The sequence below is a fragment of the Kribbella rubisoli genome (assembly GCF_004217145.1).
GTDB lineage: Bacteria > Actinomycetota > Actinomycetes > Propionibacteriales > Kribbellaceae > Kribbella > Kribbella rubisoli.
Map to the genome: position 1 here is coordinate 2,270,611 of NZ_SHKR01000011.1, position 19,247 is coordinate 2,289,857.

Consider the following 19,247-nt stretch of genomic DNA (forward strand, 5'->3'; position numbering starts at 1 on the left):
GGTCAGTCGCGAAACGCCCGAAGGCCACTGAGCGGCCGTGAGCGCTTTTCTGACCCCCACCCGCGAGAGGGGACATGGAGATGAGGGAGAAAAGACGCCCTGATGCGAGTTTCGGGCGGCTGGTGGCAGGTTCTGCTTCGGTCGACAGGTAGAATGGACGACGTAGGGCGAGCCGCGCCTCTACTACCACCGTAGAGGGCGGCTCTACTGTGCCGCGATGCCTCGCGAACGCGGGGTCCGAGGAGGACAACCACCGGTGACCGACGAGCCGATCGAGATCGACGCCAACCAGTCCGCCGACCCCATCGGCATCCCCGCACCCAGCGAGGAACTCCCCGCGATGCTCGACGCGATCCCGTCGAACGTCGTCGAGCGTGAGTACGACGCGAGCGCGATCCAGGTCCTGGAGGGACTGGACGCGGTCCGCAAGCGCCCGGGTATGTACATCGGGTCCACCGGCGAGCGCGGCCTGCACCATCTCGTCACCGAGGTGGTCGACAACGCGGTCGACGAGGCGATGGCCGGGTTCGGCGACCGCATCGTCGTCACGCTGCTGGCCGACGGCGGTGTCCGCGTCGAGGACAACGGCCGCGGTATCCCGGTCGACATCGTCGAGTCCGAGGGCAAGCCGGCCGTCACCGTCGTACTGACCGTTCTGCACGCCGGCGGCAAGTTCGGCGGCGGCGGTTACAAGGTGTCCGGCGGTCTGCACGGCGTCGGTGTCTCCGTGGTCAACGCGCTGTCCACCAAGCTCCAGGTCGACGTCAAGCTCAAGGGCAAGCTCTACACCCAGACCTTCACCAATGGCGTCCCGGACGCCGACCTGGCCGAGATCGGCACCTCGACCTCGAACGGTACGACGATCACGTTCTGGGCCAGCGAGGACGTCTTCGAGACCACGACGTACTCCTACGAGACGCTGGCGACCCGCTTCCGCGAGTACGCCTTCCTGAACAAGGGCCTCGAGCTGGTCATCCGGGACGAGCGTCCGGACCACTTCGACGAGGACGGCAAGCCGCTCGAGCAGTCCTTCCGGTACGACGACGGCCTGGTCGACTACGTGAAGTACCTGACCGGCATCCGCGAGACCGTGCACCGCGACGTGATCTCGTTCGAGGCGGCCACCGCGGAGAACACGATGAGCCTCGAGGTCGCGCTGCAGTGGAGCGGATCGTTCCAGGAGTCCGTGCACACCTTCGCGAACGCGATCAACACCCATGAGGGCGGCACCCACGAGGAAGGCTTCCGGGCCGCGCTGACCTCGCTGGTCAACTCGTTCGGCGAGGACCAGGGCATGATCAAGAAGAAGGAGGACCGGCTCACCGGTGACGACATCCGGGAGGGCCTGACCGCGATCATCTCGGTCAAGCTCGCCGAGCCGCAGTTCGAGGGCCAGACCAAGACCAAGCTCGGCAACACCGAGGTCAAGGGTTTCGTCCAGCGCGTCGTCAACGACAAGCTCGGCGCCTGGTTCGAGCAGAACCCGGCCGAGGGCCGCGAGATCATCCGCAAGGCGTCCGCCGCGGCGAGCGCCCGGATCGCGGCCCGCAAGGCCCGCGACCTGGCCCGCAACCGCAAGGGCCTGCTCGGCGGCGGCGGTCTGCCGGGCAAGCTGGCCGACTGCCAGTCGACCAACCCCGAGGAGTGCGAGGTCTACATCGTCGAGGGTGACTCGGCCGGTGGCTCCGCGAAGGGCGGCCGGGACCCGAAGTTCCAGGCCATCCTTCCGATCCGGGGCAAGATCCTGAACGTCGAGAAGGCCCGGATCGACCGAGTGCTGCAGAACAACGAAGTGCTGGCGATCATCTCCGCGCTCGGCACCGGTATCCACGAGGACTTCGACGAGGAGAAACTCCGGTACCACAAGATCGTGATCATGGCCGACGCCGATGTCGACGGCCAGCACATCCGGACCCTGCTGCTGACGCTGCTGTTCCGGTTCATGCGGCCGCTGATCGAGCGCGGTCACGTGTACGCCGCGCAGCCGCCGCTGTACAAGATCCGCTGGAGCAACCAGCCGGACGAGCTGGCCTACACCGACCGCGAGCGGGACGGCCTGCTCGAGGCCGGATACGAGGCGGGCAAGAAGCTGCCCAAGGAGAACCCGATCCAGCGCTACAAGGGTCTGGGCGAGATGAACGCGAACGAGCTGTGGGACACCACCATGGACCCGGCCAACCGCGTGCTGCTGCAGATCACGCTCGACGACGCGATCCGCGCGGACGAGACGTTCCAGACGCTGATGGGCGACGACATCGAGGCGCGGCGCAGTTTCATCCAGCGCAACGCCAAGGACGTCCGCTTCCTCGACATCTGATCTCGCTGCTGCTCACCGACGTACTGATCTGAACGGGACTTTTTCATGACCGAGACCCCCACCTCGCCGGGACACGACCGGGTCGAGCCGCTCGACCTGCAGACCGAGATGCAGCAGTCGTACCTCGACTATGCAATGGCCGTGATCGTCGGCCGCGCGCTGCCCGAGGTCCGCGACGGCCTCAAGCCGGTGCACCGCCGCATCCTCTACGCGATGTACGACGGCGGCTACCGGCCGGACCGTGGCTTCAACAAGTGCTCCCGCGTCGTCGGTGACGTGATGGGTCAGTACCACCCGCACGGCGACTCGGCGATCTACGACACCCTGGTCCGGCTGGCGCAGCCGTGGGTGATGCGGGCGCCGCTGATCCAGGGCCAGGGCAACTTCGGTTCTCCCGGCAACGACCCGGCGGCCGCGATGCGGTACACCGAGTGCCGGATGGCGCCGCTGGCGATGGAGATGGTCCGCGACATCGACCAGGACACGGTCGACTTCCGGCCCAACTACGACGGCAAGTCGCAGGAGCCGGTGATCCTGCCGGCCCGCTTCCCGAACCTGCTGGTCAACGGCTCGTCCGGGATCGCGGTCGGTATGGCGACGAACATCCCGCCGCACAACCTGCGCGAGGTCGCGGCCGCGGTCGACTGGGCGCTGGAACACCCGGAGGCGACCCGGGAGGAACTGCTCGACGCCTGTCTGCAGAACATCAAGGGCCCGGACTTCCCGAACGGCGCGCTGATCGTCGGCTACAAGGGCATCGACGACGCGTACCGCACCGGCCGTGGCTCGGTCACGATGCGCGCGGTCGTCGACATCGAGGAAGACGCCAAGGGCCGGACCAGCCTGGTCATCACCGAACTGCCGTACATGGTCAACCCGGACAACCTGGCGCTGAAGATCGCCGAGCTGGTCAACACCGGCAAGATGAACGGCATCGCCGACATCCGCGACGACAGCTCGTCCCGGACCGGTCAGCGGCTGGTCGTCGTACTGAAGCGTGACGCGCAGCCCCGCGTCGTACTGAACAACCTCTACAAGCACACGCAGCTGCAGGACACCTTCGGCTGCAACATGCTCGCGCTCGTGGACGGCGTACCGCGGACGCTGAGTGTGGACCTGTTCATCAAGCACTGGATCGACCACCAGATCGAGGTCATCCAGCGGCGGACCCGCTTCCGTCTGCGCGAGGCCGAGAAGAACGCGCACATCTACCGCGGGTACGTGAAGGCGCTGGACGCGCTCGACGAGGTCATCGCGCTGATCCGGCGCAGCCCCGACGTCGAAGAGGCCCGCACCGGCCTGATGCAACTGCTCGACATCGACGAGATCCAGGCACAGGCCATCCTCGACATGCAGCTGCGCCGGCTGGCCGCCCTGGAGCGGCAGAAGATCATCGAGCGGTTGCAGGAGCTCGAGGCGATCATCGCCGACCTCGAGGACATCCTGGCCAGCCCCGAGCGGCAGCGCACGATCGTCAAGGACGAGCTCAGCGAGATCGTCGAGCGGTACGGCGACGAGCGGCGTACCGAGATCATCGCGGCCGACGGCGACCTGTCCGTGCAGGACCTCGTGCCGGACGAGGAGGTCGTCGTCACGATCTCCCGTGGCGGCTACGCGAAGCGGACCAAGACCGACCTGTATCGGACCCAGAACCGCGGCGGCAAGGGCGTCCGCGGCGCCGCACTGCGGGCCGAGGACGAGATCAACCACTTCTTCGCCACCACGAACCACCACTGGATGCTGTTCTTCACCACCAAGGGCCGGGTCTACCGGGCCAAGGTGTGGCAGCTGCCCGAGTCGGCTCGGGACGCCAAGGGTTCGCATGTCGCCGGTCTGCTGTCGTTCCAGCCGGACGAGGAGATCGCGCAGGTTCTGACGCTGCGCGACTACGACCAGTCCGACTACCTGGTGCTGGCGACCAAGAAGGGCCTGGTCAAGAAGACAGCGCTGCGCGACTACGACTCGGCGCGGCAGAGCGGCATCATCGCGGTCAACTTCCGCGAGGAGGACGACGAGCTGATCGGCGCCGACCTGGCCACCGCCGAGGACGACCTGCTGCTCGTGTCCCGCAAGGGTCAGTCGATCCGCTTCACCGCGAACGACGAGCAGTTGCGGCCGATGGGCCGGGCCACCTCCGGCGTCACAGGCATGAAATTCCGCTCCGGCGACGAACTGCTGTCGATGTCGGTGATCCGGGCAGGGTCCGAGGAGGACGCGCAGTTCGTCTTCACGGTGACCGACGCCGGGTACGCGAAGCGCTCGCGCGTGTCGGAGTACCGGCAGCAGGGTCGCGGCGGTCTGGGCATCAAGGCGGTGAAGCTGAACGACGAGCGCGGTTCGCTGGTCGGCGCGATCATCGTCGTCGACGAGGACCAGGTGCTGGCGATCAAGGCCAGCGGCCAGGTCGTCCGCAGCCGGGTGGACAGTGTGCCGGTCAAGGGCCGCGACACGATGGGCGTTCGGTTCGCCGGGGTCGGCGAGTCCGACGCGGTGGTCGCGATCGCCCGGAACACCGATCTGACGGTCGAGGTCGAGGAATCCGAGGCCGCGGAAGAGGGTACTGAGGCAATTGGTGCCCAGAATGTGGACGGATCGACAACCGAATCCACCTCTGAGAGCGTCCAGAATGATGACGAACGTTCGACGGACGTGGACGGCGCGGCTACCGTCGAAGACGACGAAGCCGGCCAGGAGGGTGACTGATGACCAACCGCGCGAGGCCGACATGGCCTGAAGGTGCGGCCGACAGCTCCAAATCCCAGCGCACTGCGCCGGGTGGGAAGCCGTCTGCCGCCCCGGCCAACCCGGCCTCCAACGGTCGTTCCAACGGTGTGCCGGGCGGCCAGCCGAGGACTCAGAACGGTCAGCGTCCGTCCTCGTCCGAGTACCGCCCGCAGCCGCGGCCGGCCACTCCCGGCACCGGCGCGCCGGCACGTCCCCAGCAGCCAGCTCCCAGCACCCCGGGCCGGCCGGACCCGTGGTCTCCGCCAGGTACGACGCCCCCCGCGGCCGGCTCGCCGTACGAGGGTCCGGCGGCGAAGACCGAGTCTTTCGGTGACCGGGTGAGCGCTGCGCGTCAGGCGGTGCTCGACAAGGCCGCCGCCGTGACCGCGGCCAAGCCGGACAAGAACGACCGGGAAGAGGCCAGGCAGACGCGGCTCGCCGAGAAGGACGCCAAGGCCTCAAGCCGGCCACAGACCCGCAAGGCGCGGCTGCGGATGTCCCGGATCGATCCGTGGTCGGTGATGAAGACGGCGTTCCTGCTGTCGATCGCCTTCGGCATCGTCACCTGGGTCGCGGTCTTCATCATCTGGTCCGCGATCGGTGCCGCGGGTGTTTTCGACAACATCAACAGCACCGTCCAAGAGGTCCTGGGTACGCCGACCGCCGAGCCGTTCCGGGTCGAGAACTACATCAACACCGGCAAGGTGATGGGCTTCACGACGCTGCTGGCCTGCGCCGACGTGCTCATCATCACGGCGCTCGCGACGCTCGGATCCTTCCTCTACAACATCGCTGCCACGCTGCTCGGCGGCCTCGAAGTCACGCTGGCGTCGGAGGACTGATTTCTCCGGCCGGGCCCTGGTCGGGCCCGGCCGGAACCGGTTTGGGAGTAGGGCACTTGGTGCGGTAATCTCTCCCGGGTTCGACACCGCAGTACGCGGGCCTATAGCTCAGACGGTTAGAGCGCTGCCCTGATAAGGCAGAGGTCACTGGTTCAAGTCCAGTTAGGCCCACCCTCACGTATGTTGAAGTGTTGTTTTTCTTGGCCCCGATTCCCGAGGAGTCCCAGTGCTGAAGAAGCTCCTGCTGGTGCTGCTGGCCGGCATCGGTGGATACTTCGCCTACAAGAAGACCCAGCAGTCCCGCGCTGACAAGGACCTCTGGGCCGAGGCCGTCGACTCGGTAGCCCCGGGTCGCTGACCACCCTCACGGGGGCGTAGCTCAACTGGCAGAGCACTGCCTTTGCAAGGCAGGGGTTAGGGGTTCAAGTCCCCTCGTCTCCACCAAACACATCTCCCCGGGCCGTACCCTGGCTCGATGATCTTCGCTCCTGGTCGGTCGATCGCCCGCCGCGACGTTCACCTGAACGGGATGATCGCCGCGGTGCAGACCACGCGGGTCGTGCGCGACGACGCGGAGGCGCTGCTCACCTGGACTGCGTCCGGATCGGACTGCATGCTGCGCGGCACCCGGGACGGCGCGTTGATCCGGAAGATGTCGCTGGCGGAGCGCGACCGTACGCCGTCCATGCTCTGGCCGCGGCACTGGGAAGGCCGGCACGTGCTGATCCGCACCGAACCCGAGGCCGACCATTCGGTGTGGTGGTTCTTCGACCTGGAGATGCGGTTCGAGGGCTGGTACGTGAACCTGGAGTCCCCGGTACGCCGCTGGTCGGCCGGCACCGACATCCTCGATCACGCGCTCGACATCCTGGTCGCGCCCGATGGCAGCTGGTCGCTGAAAGACGAGGACGAGCTGGCCGAGCGCATCGATCATCCGGCGTACTGGACGGCAGCCGAGGCAGACCGCATCCGCGCCGCCGGCGAGCGCATCACCGGTGACATCGAGGCCGGCCGGTTCCCGTTCGACGGCCGGTACACGGATTTCCGTCCCGACCCGTCGTGGGAACCGGCCGACCTGCCCCCGTACTGGGACGGCGAGGTGGCGTCCCGCTGATCGTTAGCCCCGCTTGGCGGCCTCGCGGAGCATCTCGTCGGTCTCGTCGTCGGGCATGAGTTCGCGGACCTCTTGGGCGCAGCGGCAGGCGACGGCGATCTTGGCGGCCCACTTCAGCGCTTCCTCGCGGGTGGCCACGTTGACGACGGAGAAGCCGCCGACGACCTCCTTGGTCTCCGGGTAGGGGCCGTCGGTGATCAACCCGTCCGTGTCCACGATGCTCGCCCGCTGCCGTTCGAGCCCACCGCCGTACACCCACACGCCGGCGTTCACAGCCTCCCGAACCACCTCATGCGACGCCTTGCCCACGTCGGGCCAGTCCTCGGCGGGAATGTGGTCCATCGCGCCCTCATTGAACGAGATCAAGTACTCCGTCATCCCACAACTCCCATGTCCCGGCGGCCCAACCGACCACCTCTCGCCTCTTCTACGAACAGCGCCCCCCAAATCCGACGCTATGCCAATAGAAATCCTCACAGCTAGCTCAGCGGAGGTCTGGCAGCCACGGATGCTCGGGATAGCGCGGTGCGATGCGATCGAAAAGCCATCGGCGACGTTCGGCGTCGAGCAGCTCAGCGACATCGGCGAAGTCGTCATTGTCCTTCGGCCGGCCACCACGAGACTTGAACAGCAGCACGATCTCCGGAGCGAGGTACGGCCAGGCCGTCAGGCGATCTGAGCGTGATCTCGTCGAGAGGCTTCCGGATAGTGCCGCGGCCCCTGTGGTAGACCCACTGGTCGGCGTCGGACGCGGCGAGCAGGATCTGAAGCGGACAAGGATGCATGCCGTCAGGAAAGACCAGCGCGTTGGGTCCGGGCGCGAGCTGCTCTCCGGGTGCCCATGGCCGACGGTCACCTGTCTCAGGATTCTGGACCGACGGTCGCGGCCTGGTGAAGGTCTTGGCGACTTGGTCGAGATCTCGCGCCAGGACCAAAGCGTCAACATCGTCGTGCGGCCGTCGGACCCGATCGGCGAACAGATCGAGCGCCCAACCCCCAGCTATCCAGTAGCGACAGGGATAGTCATGGAACAGGCACGCACCGCGCTGAGTGCATCGGATTTGTCGACTGAACTCAAGAGAGGACTCCTCGCATGGGATCGATGCGGTGAGCCCCGGGAGGGTCAGAGCCGCCGGTTAAACCAGCGAGGCGGCACCGCGCATGAACGACGCATGTGAACCACCTCCCCTTGTGCTCTGACGCTCGCCGCACCCTAGCGCGACTTTCGGGTGGTGCGCAGTGGGTTGTCGGGCAGCGCGGCGGTGACGATGAACGTCTCCAGCTTTGTCATCGCGGTCGGGTTAGTGGATGACTCGGTAGTTGACGAGGAGGTGGCCGGTGGGGGTGTTGGTGGAGTGGAGGGTTTGTAGGCGGATGGCGGGTAGGCCCGATAGGAGTTGTTGGCCGGTGCCGGCGATTGTTGGGATGACTGTGAGTCTTAGTTCGTCGACGAGGCCGGCTGTGAGTAGGGCTCGGGTGAGGGAGATGCTGCCGTGGAGGCCGATGTCGCCGCCAGGCTGGGACTTCAGGTTGCGGACGAAGTCGACGAGGTCGCCTTCGATGGGCTGCGAGTTGGCCCATTCGGCCTCGAGCGGTGTCGACGTTGCGACGTACTTGGGGGTGGCGTTGATGAAGGAAGCGAAGGGCTCGATGTCGCTGGTCGGCCAGAAGCCGGCCCATTCGTCGTACGTGCGGCGCCCGAGGATGACCACGTCCTGCGTCTCGATGAGCCTCTTGCCGCTGGCATCCGTCTCGTCGTCCCATCCGCTGAGGAACTGATCCGGAGCCTCAGCAACCCCATCGAGCGACAAGAAGTAGCCGCCGACAACTTTCCGCGCAGGGGGCATTGTGGTTCTCCTTCTAGGGGCAGAGGTATGCGAGTGCGGCGTCGATCGGGAACAGGTCGGTCAGCGGCGCGGTCGGGTTCCACCACACGGCCTCCGACATCTCGTCGTTCGGTGTGAAGGGTTGTGGCGAGTCGAGTTGGCCGCGGTAGATCGCGAGGTACTCGAGTCGGTCGTCGGGTGCGACCCGGATCTTCGCGACCCCGGCGAGATCGAGAGAGTCCGCCCGCTGGCCGCTCTCTTCTGCGAGTTCGCGTACGGCGGCTTCGCGCGGGGACTCGCCCGGATCGAGCATGCCGCCGGGGAGCTCCCACGCCTGGCGGTACCGATTGAAGACCATCAGGCACTCGCGATCACACCAGAGCACGACAAGAGACGCGGTCAGCGGCACGGACGAATCCAGGCTGCCGAGCTGGTCTTCGCGGAGTCGATCGAAGCTGATCAGCACCGATCCGTCGGTGTTCTCGACCGGAAGCTCATACATGGCCGCCGAGTATTCCACCCCAAGCTACTCGCCGGTGGTGCCGTCTAGGGATTCGCGGAGGAGGTCGGCGTGGCCTAGGTGGCGGGCGTATTCCTCGACGACGTGGGTGAGGATGAAGTGGGGGTCGGTGTTGCCGAATTCCAGGTTGGGGATGGTGTGGGTGAGGTTGTGGGGTGGGAAGAGGGATCTGGAGTCGGCGCAGGCGGAGAGGTAGTCGGCGTACACGGTCCGGGCGGGAGTGGGGTCTGATTCGTCGAACCAGTCGGTGTCCGGGTTGGTTCGGTACGGGAAGTACTGCGGAGTCGTGCCGGCCAGGCGGTGTTGTAGCCAGTAGCGTTCGACGCCCTGTAGGTGGCGCATGAGGGACAGCAGGGTCAGGTCCGAGGGTGGGATCGCGCGCCGGCGGAGTTGGGGATCCGTGAGGCCCTCGCATTTCCACAGGAACGTGGCTCGGTGGTAGTCGAGGTTCGAGGCGATCACTTCCAGCCAGGTACCCGACAAGGTCCGCTCCGGGCGGACGATCTTCTCGATCACGATGTCGCTCATACCTGTTCGATGCCTGTGATCCGCACCGATCGACAGGAGGTGTCGACGAATCCGGGCCGGTTCGCGGTGTGCTCAGGCGTGCGAGGCGATGTACGTAGACGACTACGTCCTGTCGTTAGCACCCCAGATGACGTCCGCGATGGCGGCGGGTGGGACGTGGCCGGTCGGCGGGAGGGACTGGGCGAGATTGATGCCGACGTCCACCAACGCGGCGCGGTTGAGGGTCGGGACCTCGCTGACTGCGGTCCAGACGGATTCGGCGGTTTCGCCGTTGGGTTCTGGGCGGAGGGTGCCACCGGTGATGCGGGCGGCGTAGAAGATGCCGATGTTCTGGTGGTCCTCGGGACCTGGATGGTTGCGTTCGGCAGCGGGGATGATGCGCGAGTCGACGCCGAGCAGGCGCTCGACGACAGCTGTGCAGCCGGTCTCCTCGGCGACTTCGCGGACCACGGTGTCGAACGGGTCCTCGCACGGTTCGACTCCGCCGCCGGGGAGCGTCCACCAGGTGCCGTCGCCGTACGGCGAGACGTACCGCGCGAGTAGTACTCGTCCGTCCTCGATGCACACGGCGTAGGCGGCCAGTCGTCTGCTCATCCACGCGACTCTAGATGCAGAACGGATGACCGGCCGGGTCGGCGTATACGTGGTGATACTCACCGCTCGTCTGCAGAGCCTCAGCGCCGACGGACAAGGCGTGAGCGCGAGCAGCTGGTACGTCGGCGGTCAGCAGATCCAGATGCACCTGCTGCGGGTACGCCGGATCGGGCCAGCGCGGAGCGGGTGCCGCGCTCCGCTGGAATGCGAGCTCCGGCGTGCCGGCAAGGACCACACGGGACGGCGTGTCGAGCAAGCGCGCCGGGCGGTCAAGCAGCGCGCTGTAGAACGCAGCAAGGGCTCGCGGGTCAGGGCAGTCGAGGACGATCCGCCGGATTTCCGCGCGCTCGGTCGGCTCCGAATACAAACAGAACGGATGCCCGATCGGATCCGCGTACACCTGCCACTCGCCGTTGTCCCGCAGCAGCCGAGCCCCAGGCGGCGCAACAAACGAAGGTACGGCGATGTCGAGATGCATCTGCTGCGCCCCATCGGGCCACCCGGGCGGCTGGTAATCGATCGGCCCGTCGCCGAATGCGAGGTACAGGTCAGACGCCTCGCTGCCGACGATGATCCAGTCCTCGCGAACGATCTCCATCCCGAGCAGCTCCGCGTAGAAGTCAGCGACCGGCCGAGCCCCGCGGTCATAGCTCTCCGGCGTGTTCCCCGGACAGGCGAATACGACATTCCGAATCATCAGACTCACCTGTCCACCTCACCCGAGAAGCTCAGCCGGCGCAACGGTCGAGTCAGTTCAGGTCAGGGACGGAATGTGCGCCCACGTAGTCGCGGAAGAGTTTGATCTTGCCGTCCTGGATCCGGAAGACCTGGATGCAGGTGGCTTGGAACGGTACGTCGGTAGTGGTGTGGCGTGCCTCGGTGACGAGTTCGAGGATCACGACCTCGGGGTCGGTGGTCCGGTGGAGCTGGACGGTGCGCAGATCGATGATGGCGATGGCGTGAGCGGCGGCCTGGAGCGAGAACTCGCGGATCGCTTCGCGGCCGACCAGACGATCCGGCAGGCCTTGGACGGCGAACGGCAACTCGAGTACGGCGTCCTCCGCGAACAGGCTCACGAAGCCCTCGAAGTCGCGATCGATCAGGTACTGGCGGCGTTGTTCAAGTACTTCCTCAGGAGTCATTCAACGACCGTAGAACGAAATTCGCAGAGATTCAACACCTGTAGAATGAATTCGGTGAACGAGACCACCCGAGACCGCCGCCGCGTCGAGACGCAGGAGCGGATCCTGACCGAGGCGAGAAGGCTGTTCGCCGAGACCGGGTACGACCGGACGACGATCCGTGCTGTGGCCGCCGCAGCGCAGGTCGATCCGGGCCTGGTGATGCACTACTTCGGCAGCAAACAGCAGCTGTTCGCTCGTGCGGCCGAGACCGAGAGCCGGCCGATCGTCGAGGGCACCGCCGAAGAGGTCGCCGAGCAACTGCTCGAGCGGCTCCGCGAGTCGTTGATCGACGAGCCGGTCGCCTCCCTCGCGGTGTTGCGCTCGATGCTGACCCATCCCGATGCGGCCGACGAGATCCGCGGCAACGCACACGTCCGCGGGAGCAACATCGGCAAGGCGATTCACGGCGTCGACGGCGAGCTCCGTTCCGACGTGCTGAGCGCCCTACTGATCGGTGTCGTGCTCGGTCGGCATCTGCTCAAACTGGACCATCTCGCCGATGCCGATCCGGACAAGATCGTCGAGCTGCTCGGCCCCGCGGTCCGTTCATTGACCAAGGGCTGACGGAATACGGTCGTCCGGGTCGGGGTTGGCCCGAGGTATGAGCCTTGAGATCGGAGTCATCCTTCCGACGTCGACGCCGGATCCCGAGCGCCCGATTCTCGGCGATGTCCGGGAGAGCGCGAGGTACGCCGAGAGCGTCGGGCTGGACTCGGTGTGGTCGACGGATCATCTGGTGGCGAGCGCGCCGCTCCTCGACAGCTCCGTCGTACTCGCGACGGCGGCCGCGGTGACCGAGCGGATCACGGTCGGATACAACGTGATGCTCCTGGCACTCAGACCGGTCGCGTGGGCGGCGAAGCAGATCAACACGCTGCAGCTCGTGTCGAACAACCGGCTCGTTCTCGGCCTCGGCACAGGGAATCCGGCGCATGGCGACATCGGATGGCGTGCCGCCGGCGTGGACTACTCGCAGCGTGGTCGCCTGACCGACGAGGCTCTCGCCGTACTGCGGGATCTGATCGCGGGCAATCCCGCGACGGTCGCCCAGGATCTCGAGGTGACGCTCTCCCCCGGCTCGCCGGTCCCGCCGATCTTTGTCGCAGGCAACGGTCCACGCGCACATCGGCGAGCGGCCCGGTACGGCGACGGGTGGGCGACGATCGCGGCAACGCCGGACGAGGTCCGCACAAACCTGGGCCGCATCAATGAACTTGCCGACGGCAAACAACTGAAGGCCACCGTGGTCGCGCCCCAGCTCGACGGCAACCCCGCCGAACAACTGGCTGAATACGAAGCCGCCGGCGTGGAGCGCATCATCCTCCCGCCTACAGGCGACTGGCGCCGCGACTACGACAAAGCAGCCGAACTGCGCAACTAGCTGTTCAGCTCGAGTGCCGCATCCAGCAGGCTCTGCGTGTACTCGTGCTGCGGCGCGCCCAGTACGTCGGTAGCCGGCCCCTCCTCCACGAGCACGCCGCGACGCATGACCGCGATCCGATCCGCGATCTGGTGGACGACGCCGAGATCGTGCGAGATGAACAGCATCGACAAGTTGTGCCGTCGCCGGAGATCGTCGAGCAGCCGAAGGATCTGTGCCTGAACGGAGACGTCCAGCGCGGACACCGCCTCGTCGCAGACCAGAAGCCGGGGCTTCACCGCCAACGCACGAGCCAGACTGACGCGCTGGCACTGACCGCCAGAGAGCTGGCTGGCCCGCTGACCGGCAACAGATGAATCGAGGCCGACATCTGCCAACAGTCGGTCAAGGTCGGAGGCTGCCGATGGATGGGTCCGCCACGCCTCGCCGATGATCGAGGCGACGGTCATCCAAGGGTTGAGCGACGACCGCGGATCCTGGAACACCATCTGGATCGCGCGCTGCAGTTCACCGGGCCGACTCGTGCCGGCCGGCACAGCGCGCCCGTCATACGTGATCGAACCGGAGGCCGGCCGGACCAGGCCGACGATCGAGCGCGCGACCGTGGTCTTACCCGAGCCGGACTCCCCCACCAGGCCTACGGTCTCGTTGGCGCCGACAGTCAGACTGACGCCGTCCACCGCGACGAACGGCTTGCGGCGCGGGCCGAACGTGACCCGCAGATCCCGGACCTCAAGCATCGAGCACCTTCTCAGCGAAGTGACACGCAGTCCAACGCCCCGGCGCAACCGCCCGCAATGCAGGCTGCTCGGTCCGGCACCGCTCCCGCGCCAACGGGCACCGCGGATGGAACGCACACCCAGCCGGCCGATTCGAGGGCGTGGCCGGCGTGCCAGGCAAGGGATGAGCCAGCGCAGTCTTCGTGCGTACGGCGGGAACGCTGTCGACCAACGCTCTCGTATAAGGATGCGCGGGCTGCCGCAGTACGTCGGACGTCGCGCCGCGCTCCGCCACGCGTCCGGCGTACATGACGACGACCTGGTGGGCGACGTGTGCCATCACCCGCAGGTCGTGGCTGACGAGGAGCATCGACAGGCCGGCGTCCTCCTGGATGGAACGCAGCAGCCGAAGGATGCGGGCCTGCACGGTCACGTCCAGCGCGGTCGTCGGCTCGTCGGCGAGCAGGAGGGACGGGTTGCCGGCGAGCGCCATCGCAATAACGGCACGCTGCCGCATGCCGCCGGAGAACTCGTGCGGGAAGCTGCCGAGCTTCTCCGCCGGCGCAGGGATCCCGGCGCGATCGAGTAACTCGACCACTCGCTCGCGCACCGCAGCCCGGGACTTACCGGAGCGACGCAGGATCTCGCCGACCTGGCGGCCGATGGTCTGGGTCGGGTTGAGCGCGGCCAACGGGTCCTGGAAGATCATCGCGATCTCGTGCCCGCGGAGCCCGCGACGCCGAGAAGCAGTTGCCGTGAGCAACTCCTCGCCCCGCCAGTTGAGGGAGCCACCAACGATAGCGCCGTCGGGCAGCAGACCGATCAATGCGTTCGCGGTCATGGTCTTGCCCGAGCCGGACTCGCCGATCAGGCCGACGGTGGTCGCCGACGGGATGTCGAAGGACACCTCGTCGACGACGCGAACGGCGCGGACGCGTCCGGGCAGGTCGACGACCAGCCCGGACACCTCCAGCAACAGGTCGTCGGAGCCTGAGCTCGATTCAGCCACAGTTTCCTGCACAGCTGTGGACAAGTCCTCGCGAATCAAGAGTTGACCTGCAGCTTGGAGAAGTCGGGCAGACCGTTCGGGTCGGGGGTGAAGCCGCTGAGGCGCTTGTTCCACGCGTAGGCGTACTTGACCGCCATCGGGAACATGCCGACCGCGTCGTCCCAGATGATCTTCTCGGCCTCGCCGTACAGCTTGACACGCTCCTGCTCGTCGGTGCTGGCCGCGGCCTGCGAGATCAGCTTGTCCAGCGCGGGGTTGCAGTAGCCGTTGCGCTTGGCTGCACACGGGTAGAGCCGGCCGACGGTGTTCGCGGCGTCGAGCATCGGGTTCGACAGTTGCTGGAAGTTGATGTCCCAGTTCAGCGCCAGCAGGTCCTTGGTGAAGACCGCCTGCTCCTTCTGCAGCAGGTCGACCTGTACGCCGATCTTCTGCAGGTCCGAGACGACCGCCTGGTTGAACTGCTGGAACTCAGCGTTCGCGAACTGCAGTCGCAGCTTCGTGCCGAAGTCGAAGCCGGCCGCCGTCAGCGCCGCCTTCGCCGCCACCGGGTCGTACTTGACCGGTGTCTGGGCGACATACCCGAGGGTCTGCTTGGACACCACCGAGTCCGACAGCGAGCCGGTCTGCGGATACAGCTTCTTGATGATCGTCGGGAAGTCGACCGCCTCCCACAACGCGCGCCGGACGGCAGCGTCCTTCAGAGCCGGCGTCGACGAGTTGAACCACATCGTGTAGACGGCCGAGCTCTGCACGATCTGCACGTTCAGCGTCGAGTCCTTCTGCACCTCGGGCAGCTGATCGTCCGGGATCCCCCAGACTACGTCCGCCTCGCCGGTGCGCAACGCGGTCAACCGGGCCGCGAGCTCGGGCATCTTCTTGATCGTGACCTTGGTGACCTTCGGCGCGCCGCCGTAGTACTGCGGGTTCGGCACCAGGACGATCTCGTTCGGGCTGAACTTGTCCAGCTTGAACGGGCCGGTCCCGACCGGCTTGTCGAAGAACGCGGTGTCGTTCGCGCCGACACCCGACGGCAGGACGAAGAACACCGCGAGCTTGCGCGGGATCGCAGCATCCGGCTTGGACGCCGTGAGTACGACGGTGTCGTCGCTCGGCGCGGTCATCGTGTAATCGGGGAAGTTCGCCGCGTTCGTGCCCTTGAGGTCGATGAACCGCTTGAAGGAGTCGGCCACATCGGCGGCCTTCAACTCCTTGCCGTCGCTGAACTTCACGCCCTTGCGGAGCGTGAACGTCCAGGTCTTCGCAGTGGCATCGGACTTCCAGGACGTCGCCAGATCCCCCTCGACCGAACCGTCGGTCTTGGTCCGGACCAGCCGGCTGAAGAGCTGCTGCTCGACCATCTGCGGACCCGTGCCGCCGCCCTGCGGACCGCCGGGGTCGATGCTGTCGACCGGATAGGTGCCGGCGATCACCACTTCACCGCCGCCGGAACTCGAGCTGCCGCCGTTGGTGGCGCTGGAGCAGGCGCTGAGGGCCATCGTGGCGGCAACCCCGAGTGTCAGTGCCGCCCGCCGTGTCAAAGGGATCATGAGGTTTCTCCTGCCTTCCGACGTGTCATCAGTTGAGATGTCCGCGTCCGTAACGGGCGGTGAGCTGGTCACCGAGGATGCCGATGTTGACGATCAGCAGCGACAGGGCGATACCCGGCAGGGCCGAGATCCACCACGCGCTGTCGAGGTATTGCTTGCCGTTGGCAATGGTTTGCCCCCAGGACACCGCCGACGGCGGCAGCCCGATCCCGAGGAAGCTCAGTCCGGCCTCGGCGAGTACGACGAGTGCGAACTCGAGCGTGGCCAGTGCGACCACCGGACCGATCGTGAACGGTACGACGTGGCGCAGCAGGATCGACGTACGACGGACGCCGAGCACCCGGGCCGCATCGACCCAGGCGCGTTCCCGCAACGAGAGCGAGACGCTGCGGGTCACCCGGGCGAACGAGATCCATGCCGTCGCGGCGAGCGCGATCACGACCACCGGCACGCTGCGCTCGAACGCGCCGGCGATCACGATCGTGAGCAGGATCGCCGGGAACGCCAGCAGGATATCGATGCCCCGGGCAAGGAATGTGTCGAGCCAGCCGCGGAAGTACCCGGCGACGGTGCCGATCGTGACGCCGACGACGCAGGAGACGACCACGGTCGCGATACCGATGAGGATCGACGTGCGGGCGCCGTACACGACCTGGGCGAGGACGTCGCGGCCGAGGCCGTCCGTGCCGAGCCACGCGGTGCCGCCGGTGGACAGATGCGAACCGGGCTTGAGCAGCCGGTCGTCGAGCGACGTGCTGATCGGGTTGTAGTCGATCACCAGCGGACCGATCGCCGCGACCAGTGCGTAGATCGCGAGTACGGCGTACGGGATCTTGCCGAGCCAGGTGCCGACCCGGCGGACGGCGAGTGGGCGGGTCACCGCGAGCGTGGCCATCAGCTGCCCTCCAAGCGGATGCGCGGATCGAGCTGGGAGTAGACGAGGTCGGCGGCCAGGTTGAAGAGCATCACGATGCCGGCGATCACGAACGTCGCCGCCTGCACCACCTCGTAGTCGCGGTTGGTCACCGAGTCGACGACGAGCGAACCGAGGCCGGGCCAGGAGAACACGTTCTCGACGATCACCGCGCCGCCCATCAGACCGCCCATGTGTAGCCCGACGATCGTGACGACCGGAAGCAGTGAGTTGCGCAGTGCGTGCCCGAGCAGGACCTGGCGATCGGTGAGGCCCTTGGACTTCGCGGTCTGGATATACGGCTCGCGCAGGGTCTCGGCCACGCTGGTGCGGGTCAGCCGCGCGACGATCGCTGTGAACGGAAGCGCCATCGTGATGGCGGGCAGGATCAGATGCTGCGGAGTGCCCGAGCCGGAACTCGGCAGCAATCGCAGCGCGAGCGCGAAGACCAGGATCAGCATGATCCCGATCCAGAACGTCGGGAACGACTGCAGCGCGATCGCCGCCGCAGACACCACTCGGTCGACCACGCTGCCCGGGCGACCGCCCGCCAGCAGCCCCAGCGTCAGACCGAGAACCACTGCGATCAGAGTGGACGCCAGCATGAGCTCCGCCGTGGCTGGCAGCCGCTCGAGCACTTCGGACATCGCGGGGTGCCCGAGCCGGTACGAGTCGCCGAAGTCGAGCCGTACGGCGTGGCCGAGGTAGTCGACGTACTGGACGGCCAGCGGGCGTTGCAGGCCGAGTGAAGCGCTCAGCTCCTTCACCTGGTCCTGTGTCGCGTCCGGACCGAGCAGGATCGAGACAGGGTCACCCGGTGCGACCCGCACGATCAGGAAGATGAGCGACGCCGCGCCCCACATCACCAGGACGCCGATCAGCAGTCGCTTGACCACAACGCGAATCATGGAAGCTCCTTGGGAGGTCCGACCGTCGCACCGGGCGCGAACCCGCACCGGACGCTTTCACTACGCGCACCGGAGTCAGGTGCCTCCAGCAGCTGCACCAGCAGGCCCATCGCCTGACGGCCCATCTGCTCGCGCGGCACGATCAGTCCGGTCCACGGCGTGCCGTCATGTCGCGCCCCGGTCGAATCACCGAGCTCCACAACGCTGAGGTCATCCGGGATGGTCAGACCGCGCCGTGTGGCGCACACCAGCAACTCTTCGGCCAGCAGTTGTTGCTCCGCGAGTACTGCGGTGATGCCGCCGCGCTGCAGCTCCTCCACCAGGCCGTCCACTTCCGCAACGGAGTCGAGCGTCCACACCGGTCCGGCAAGATGCTGGGAAGGCGTTGCCTGGCGGAACCCGCCCTCGCGATCACGGCTCGGCTGTGCGCCACCGTTGCCGATGCGTGCGTACGCCACGCGCTGGTGTCGCAGCTCGAACAGCCGCTCGGTGAGTTGCTTGGTCGCACCGGCGTAGTCGGCCGCGACGTACGACACCGGCGGACCCGACACCTCGCGGTGGCCGACGTACACGAACGGGTAGCCGGAGTCGCGCAGCCGCTCGATCTCCTCGACGTTGGGATCGCGGCCGAGCAGCAGCGCGCCGTCCGCATGCCAGAGCCGGGTCGATCCGTCGCGGAAGATCTGCCGCTCGCCGCCGGCGCTGGTGAACAGCAGCAGGTCGTAGCCGAGGTCGGCCGCCTCCTGCTCCATGCCGAGCAGGAACGGGAAGTAGAAGTCCACGCCGCTGGTCGGGAACACCGGCTCGAACGTGTAGACGCCGATGATCTTGTTCCGCCCGCCGGCCAACGAGCGGGCCGACGCGTTCGCGACGTACCCCCACTCGCGCATCACGGTCAGCACGCGCTCGCGGGTCGCCGGGCTGATCCGGATACTCGCGTCGCGCTCGTTGAGCACCAGTGAGACGGTCGCCTGGCTGACCCCGGCAAGCCGGGCGATGTCGGCCTGCGTGGGTCTCTTGGCCGGTGTGCGGCTCAACGTGGTGTCCTTCCTGCTAATACGCCCTACCACTGCGGTTCCGGAAGTTTCGCCAGCGTTTCGAGCAGGTGTCAAGAGGTGGCA

The 19,247-nt window shown here is 66.8% G+C and carries 22 protein-coding genes and 2 tRNA genes; 9 read left to right on the plus strand and 15 right to left on the minus strand.

Going from position 1 to position 19,247, the window contains the following annotated elements:
• The first annotated feature begins 256 nt into the window (after positions 1 to 256).
• From gyrB to EV645_RS14010, 7 genes are all read left to right on the plus strand, one after another.
• Positions 257 to 2,317, plus strand: coding sequence for a DNA topoisomerase (ATP-hydrolyzing) subunit B (gyrB, locus tag EV645_RS13985; RefSeq protein WP_422386622.1), 2,061 nt, complete (start codon positions 257 to 259; stop codon positions 2,315 to 2,317).
• A 108-nt stretch (positions 2,318 to 2,425) separates the two neighbouring features.
• A complete protein-coding gene (gene gyrA / locus EV645_RS13990) occupies positions 2,426 to 5,020 on the plus strand; it encodes a DNA gyrase subunit A (protein ID WP_422386625.1) in 2,595 nt (864 codons plus the stop codon).
• Positions 5,021 to 5,379: 359 nt separating this feature from the next.
• Complete coding sequence (locus EV645_RS42685; protein ID WP_157997060.1) at positions 5,380 to 5,883, plus strand: DUF3566 domain-containing protein; 504 nt, start codon at positions 5,380 to 5,382, stop codon at positions 5,881 to 5,883.
• 97 nt (positions 5,884 to 5,980) lie between these two features.
• Positions 5,981 to 6,054 (plus strand) — tRNA-Ile (locus EV645_RS14000).
• A 55-nt stretch (positions 6,055 to 6,109) separates the two neighbouring features.
• A complete protein-coding gene (locus tag EV645_RS42690) occupies positions 6,110 to 6,241 on the plus strand; it encodes a DLW-39 family protein (RefSeq protein ID WP_242000376.1) in 132 nt (43 codons plus the stop codon).
• Positions 6,242 to 6,251: 10 nt separating this feature from the next.
• Positions 6,252 to 6,327 (plus strand) — tRNA-Ala (locus tag EV645_RS14005).
• Positions 6,328 to 6,358: 31 nt separating this feature from the next.
• A complete protein-coding gene (locus tag EV645_RS14010) occupies positions 6,359 to 6,997 on the plus strand; it encodes a ribonuclease FAU-1 family protein (protein ID WP_130443339.1) in 639 nt (212 codons plus the stop codon).
• Positions 6,998 to 7,000: 3 nt separating this feature from the next.
• On the opposite strand, the gene EV645_RS14015 is transcribed toward EV645_RS14010, so the two are convergent.
• The 9 genes from EV645_RS14015 to EV645_RS14045 all read right to left on the minus strand — a co-directional run bounded on the left by EV645_RS14015 (position 7,001) and on the right by EV645_RS14045 (position 11,607).
• Positions 7,001 to 7,375, minus strand: a complete 375-nt coding sequence (locus EV645_RS14015; RefSeq protein ID WP_130443341.1) for a YciI family protein — start codon at positions 7,373 to 7,375, stop codon at positions 7,001 to 7,003.
• Positions 7,376 to 7,481: 106 nt separating this feature from the next.
• Positions 7,482 to 7,634 (minus strand): hypothetical protein, encoded by a 153-nt coding sequence (locus tag EV645_RS41850; protein ID WP_157997061.1) that lies wholly within the window; start codon positions 7,632 to 7,634, stop codon positions 7,482 to 7,484.
• Positions 7,591 to 8,124 (minus strand): nucleotidyltransferase domain-containing protein, encoded by a 534-nt coding sequence (locus tag EV645_RS43355; RefSeq protein ID WP_422386626.1) that lies wholly within the window; start codon positions 8,122 to 8,124, stop codon positions 7,591 to 7,593. Before EV645_RS43355 ends, EV645_RS41850 begins: the two co-directional genes overlap by 44 nt.
• Before the next feature lie 174 nt (positions 8,125 to 8,298).
• Complete coding sequence (locus EV645_RS14020; protein ID WP_130443343.1) at positions 8,299 to 8,844, minus strand: dihydrofolate reductase family protein; 546 nt, start codon at positions 8,842 to 8,844, stop codon at positions 8,299 to 8,301.
• A 13-nt stretch (positions 8,845 to 8,857) separates the two neighbouring features.
• On the minus strand, positions 8,858 to 9,325 hold the full coding sequence (locus EV645_RS14025) for an NUDIX hydrolase (RefSeq protein WP_130443346.1): 468 nt from the start codon (positions 9,323 to 9,325) through the stop codon (positions 8,858 to 8,860).
• A 24-nt stretch (positions 9,326 to 9,349) separates the two neighbouring features.
• A complete protein-coding gene (locus EV645_RS14030; RefSeq protein WP_130443348.1) occupies positions 9,350 to 9,871 on the minus strand; it encodes a DinB family protein in 522 nt (173 codons plus the stop codon).
• A 102-nt stretch (positions 9,872 to 9,973) separates the two neighbouring features.
• Entirely contained in the window at positions 9,974 to 10,465 is a 492-nt protein-coding gene (locus tag EV645_RS14035) for an NUDIX hydrolase (RefSeq protein ID WP_130443350.1), read from the minus strand.
• Between the two features lie 10 nt (positions 10,466 to 10,475).
• Positions 10,476 to 11,162: a VOC family protein gene (locus EV645_RS41855; RefSeq protein WP_242000409.1), complete on the minus strand. Its 687-nt coding sequence runs from the start codon at positions 11,160 to 11,162 to the stop codon at positions 10,476 to 10,478.
• Positions 11,163 to 11,214: 52 nt separating this feature from the next.
• The gene (locus EV645_RS14045) at positions 11,215 to 11,607 is read right to left on the minus strand and encodes a nuclear transport factor 2 family protein (RefSeq protein WP_130443352.1); all 393 of its coding nucleotides are present in this window, start codon (positions 11,605 to 11,607) and stop codon (positions 11,215 to 11,217) included.
• 54 nt (positions 11,608 to 11,661) lie between these two features.
• On the opposite strand from EV645_RS14045, the gene EV645_RS14050 reads away from it, so the two are divergent.
• Positions 11,662 to 12,213, plus strand: coding sequence for a TetR/AcrR family transcriptional regulator (locus tag EV645_RS14050; protein WP_198681573.1), 552 nt, complete (start codon positions 11,662 to 11,664; stop codon positions 12,211 to 12,213).
• A gap of 37 nt (positions 12,214 to 12,250) precedes the next feature.
• On the plus strand, positions 12,251 to 13,030 hold the full coding sequence (locus EV645_RS14055) for an LLM class flavin-dependent oxidoreductase (protein WP_130443356.1): 780 nt from the start codon (positions 12,251 to 12,253) through the stop codon (positions 13,028 to 13,030).
• Here the strand turns inward: EV645_RS14055 and EV645_RS14060 are convergent.
• Genes EV645_RS14060 through EV645_RS14085 form a run of 6 tightly spaced genes read right to left on the minus strand, consistent with a single transcriptional unit; the run spans position 13,027 to position 19,163 of the window.
• Positions 13,027 to 13,770: an ABC transporter ATP-binding protein gene (locus EV645_RS14060; RefSeq protein WP_130443358.1), complete on the minus strand. Its 744-nt coding sequence runs from the start codon at positions 13,768 to 13,770 to the stop codon at positions 13,027 to 13,029. The two genes, EV645_RS14055 and EV645_RS14060, sit on opposite strands and share 4 nt — an antisense overlap.
• On the minus strand, positions 13,763 to 14,758 hold the full coding sequence (locus tag EV645_RS14065; RefSeq protein ID WP_130443360.1) for an ABC transporter ATP-binding protein: 996 nt from the start codon (positions 14,756 to 14,758) through the stop codon (positions 13,763 to 13,765). Before EV645_RS14065 ends, EV645_RS14060 begins: the two co-directional genes overlap by 8 nt.
• Positions 14,759 to 14,793: 35 nt before the next feature.
• Entirely contained in the window at positions 14,794 to 16,305 is a 1,512-nt protein-coding gene (locus EV645_RS14070) for an ABC transporter substrate-binding protein (RefSeq protein ID WP_130443362.1), read from the minus strand.
• 28 nt (positions 16,306 to 16,333) lie between these two features.
• Positions 16,334 to 17,200, minus strand: a complete 867-nt coding sequence (locus EV645_RS14075; protein ID WP_130443364.1) for an ABC transporter permease — start codon at positions 17,198 to 17,200, stop codon at positions 16,334 to 16,336.
• On the minus strand, positions 17,200 to 18,126 hold the full coding sequence (locus EV645_RS14080) for an ABC transporter permease (RefSeq protein ID WP_130443366.1): 927 nt from the start codon (positions 18,124 to 18,126) through the stop codon (positions 17,200 to 17,202). The genes EV645_RS14075 and EV645_RS14080 overlap by 1 nt, the downstream gene beginning before the upstream one ends.
• Positions 18,123 to 19,163 carry a LacI family DNA-binding transcriptional regulator gene (locus EV645_RS14085; RefSeq protein ID WP_198681574.1) on the minus strand — a complete coding sequence of 347 codons (1,041 nt, stop codon included), beginning with the start codon at positions 19,161 to 19,163 and terminating at the stop codon, positions 18,123 to 18,125. The genes EV645_RS14080 and EV645_RS14085 overlap by 4 nt, the downstream gene beginning before the upstream one ends.
• Between the last annotated feature and the right edge of the window lie 84 nt (positions 19,164 to 19,247).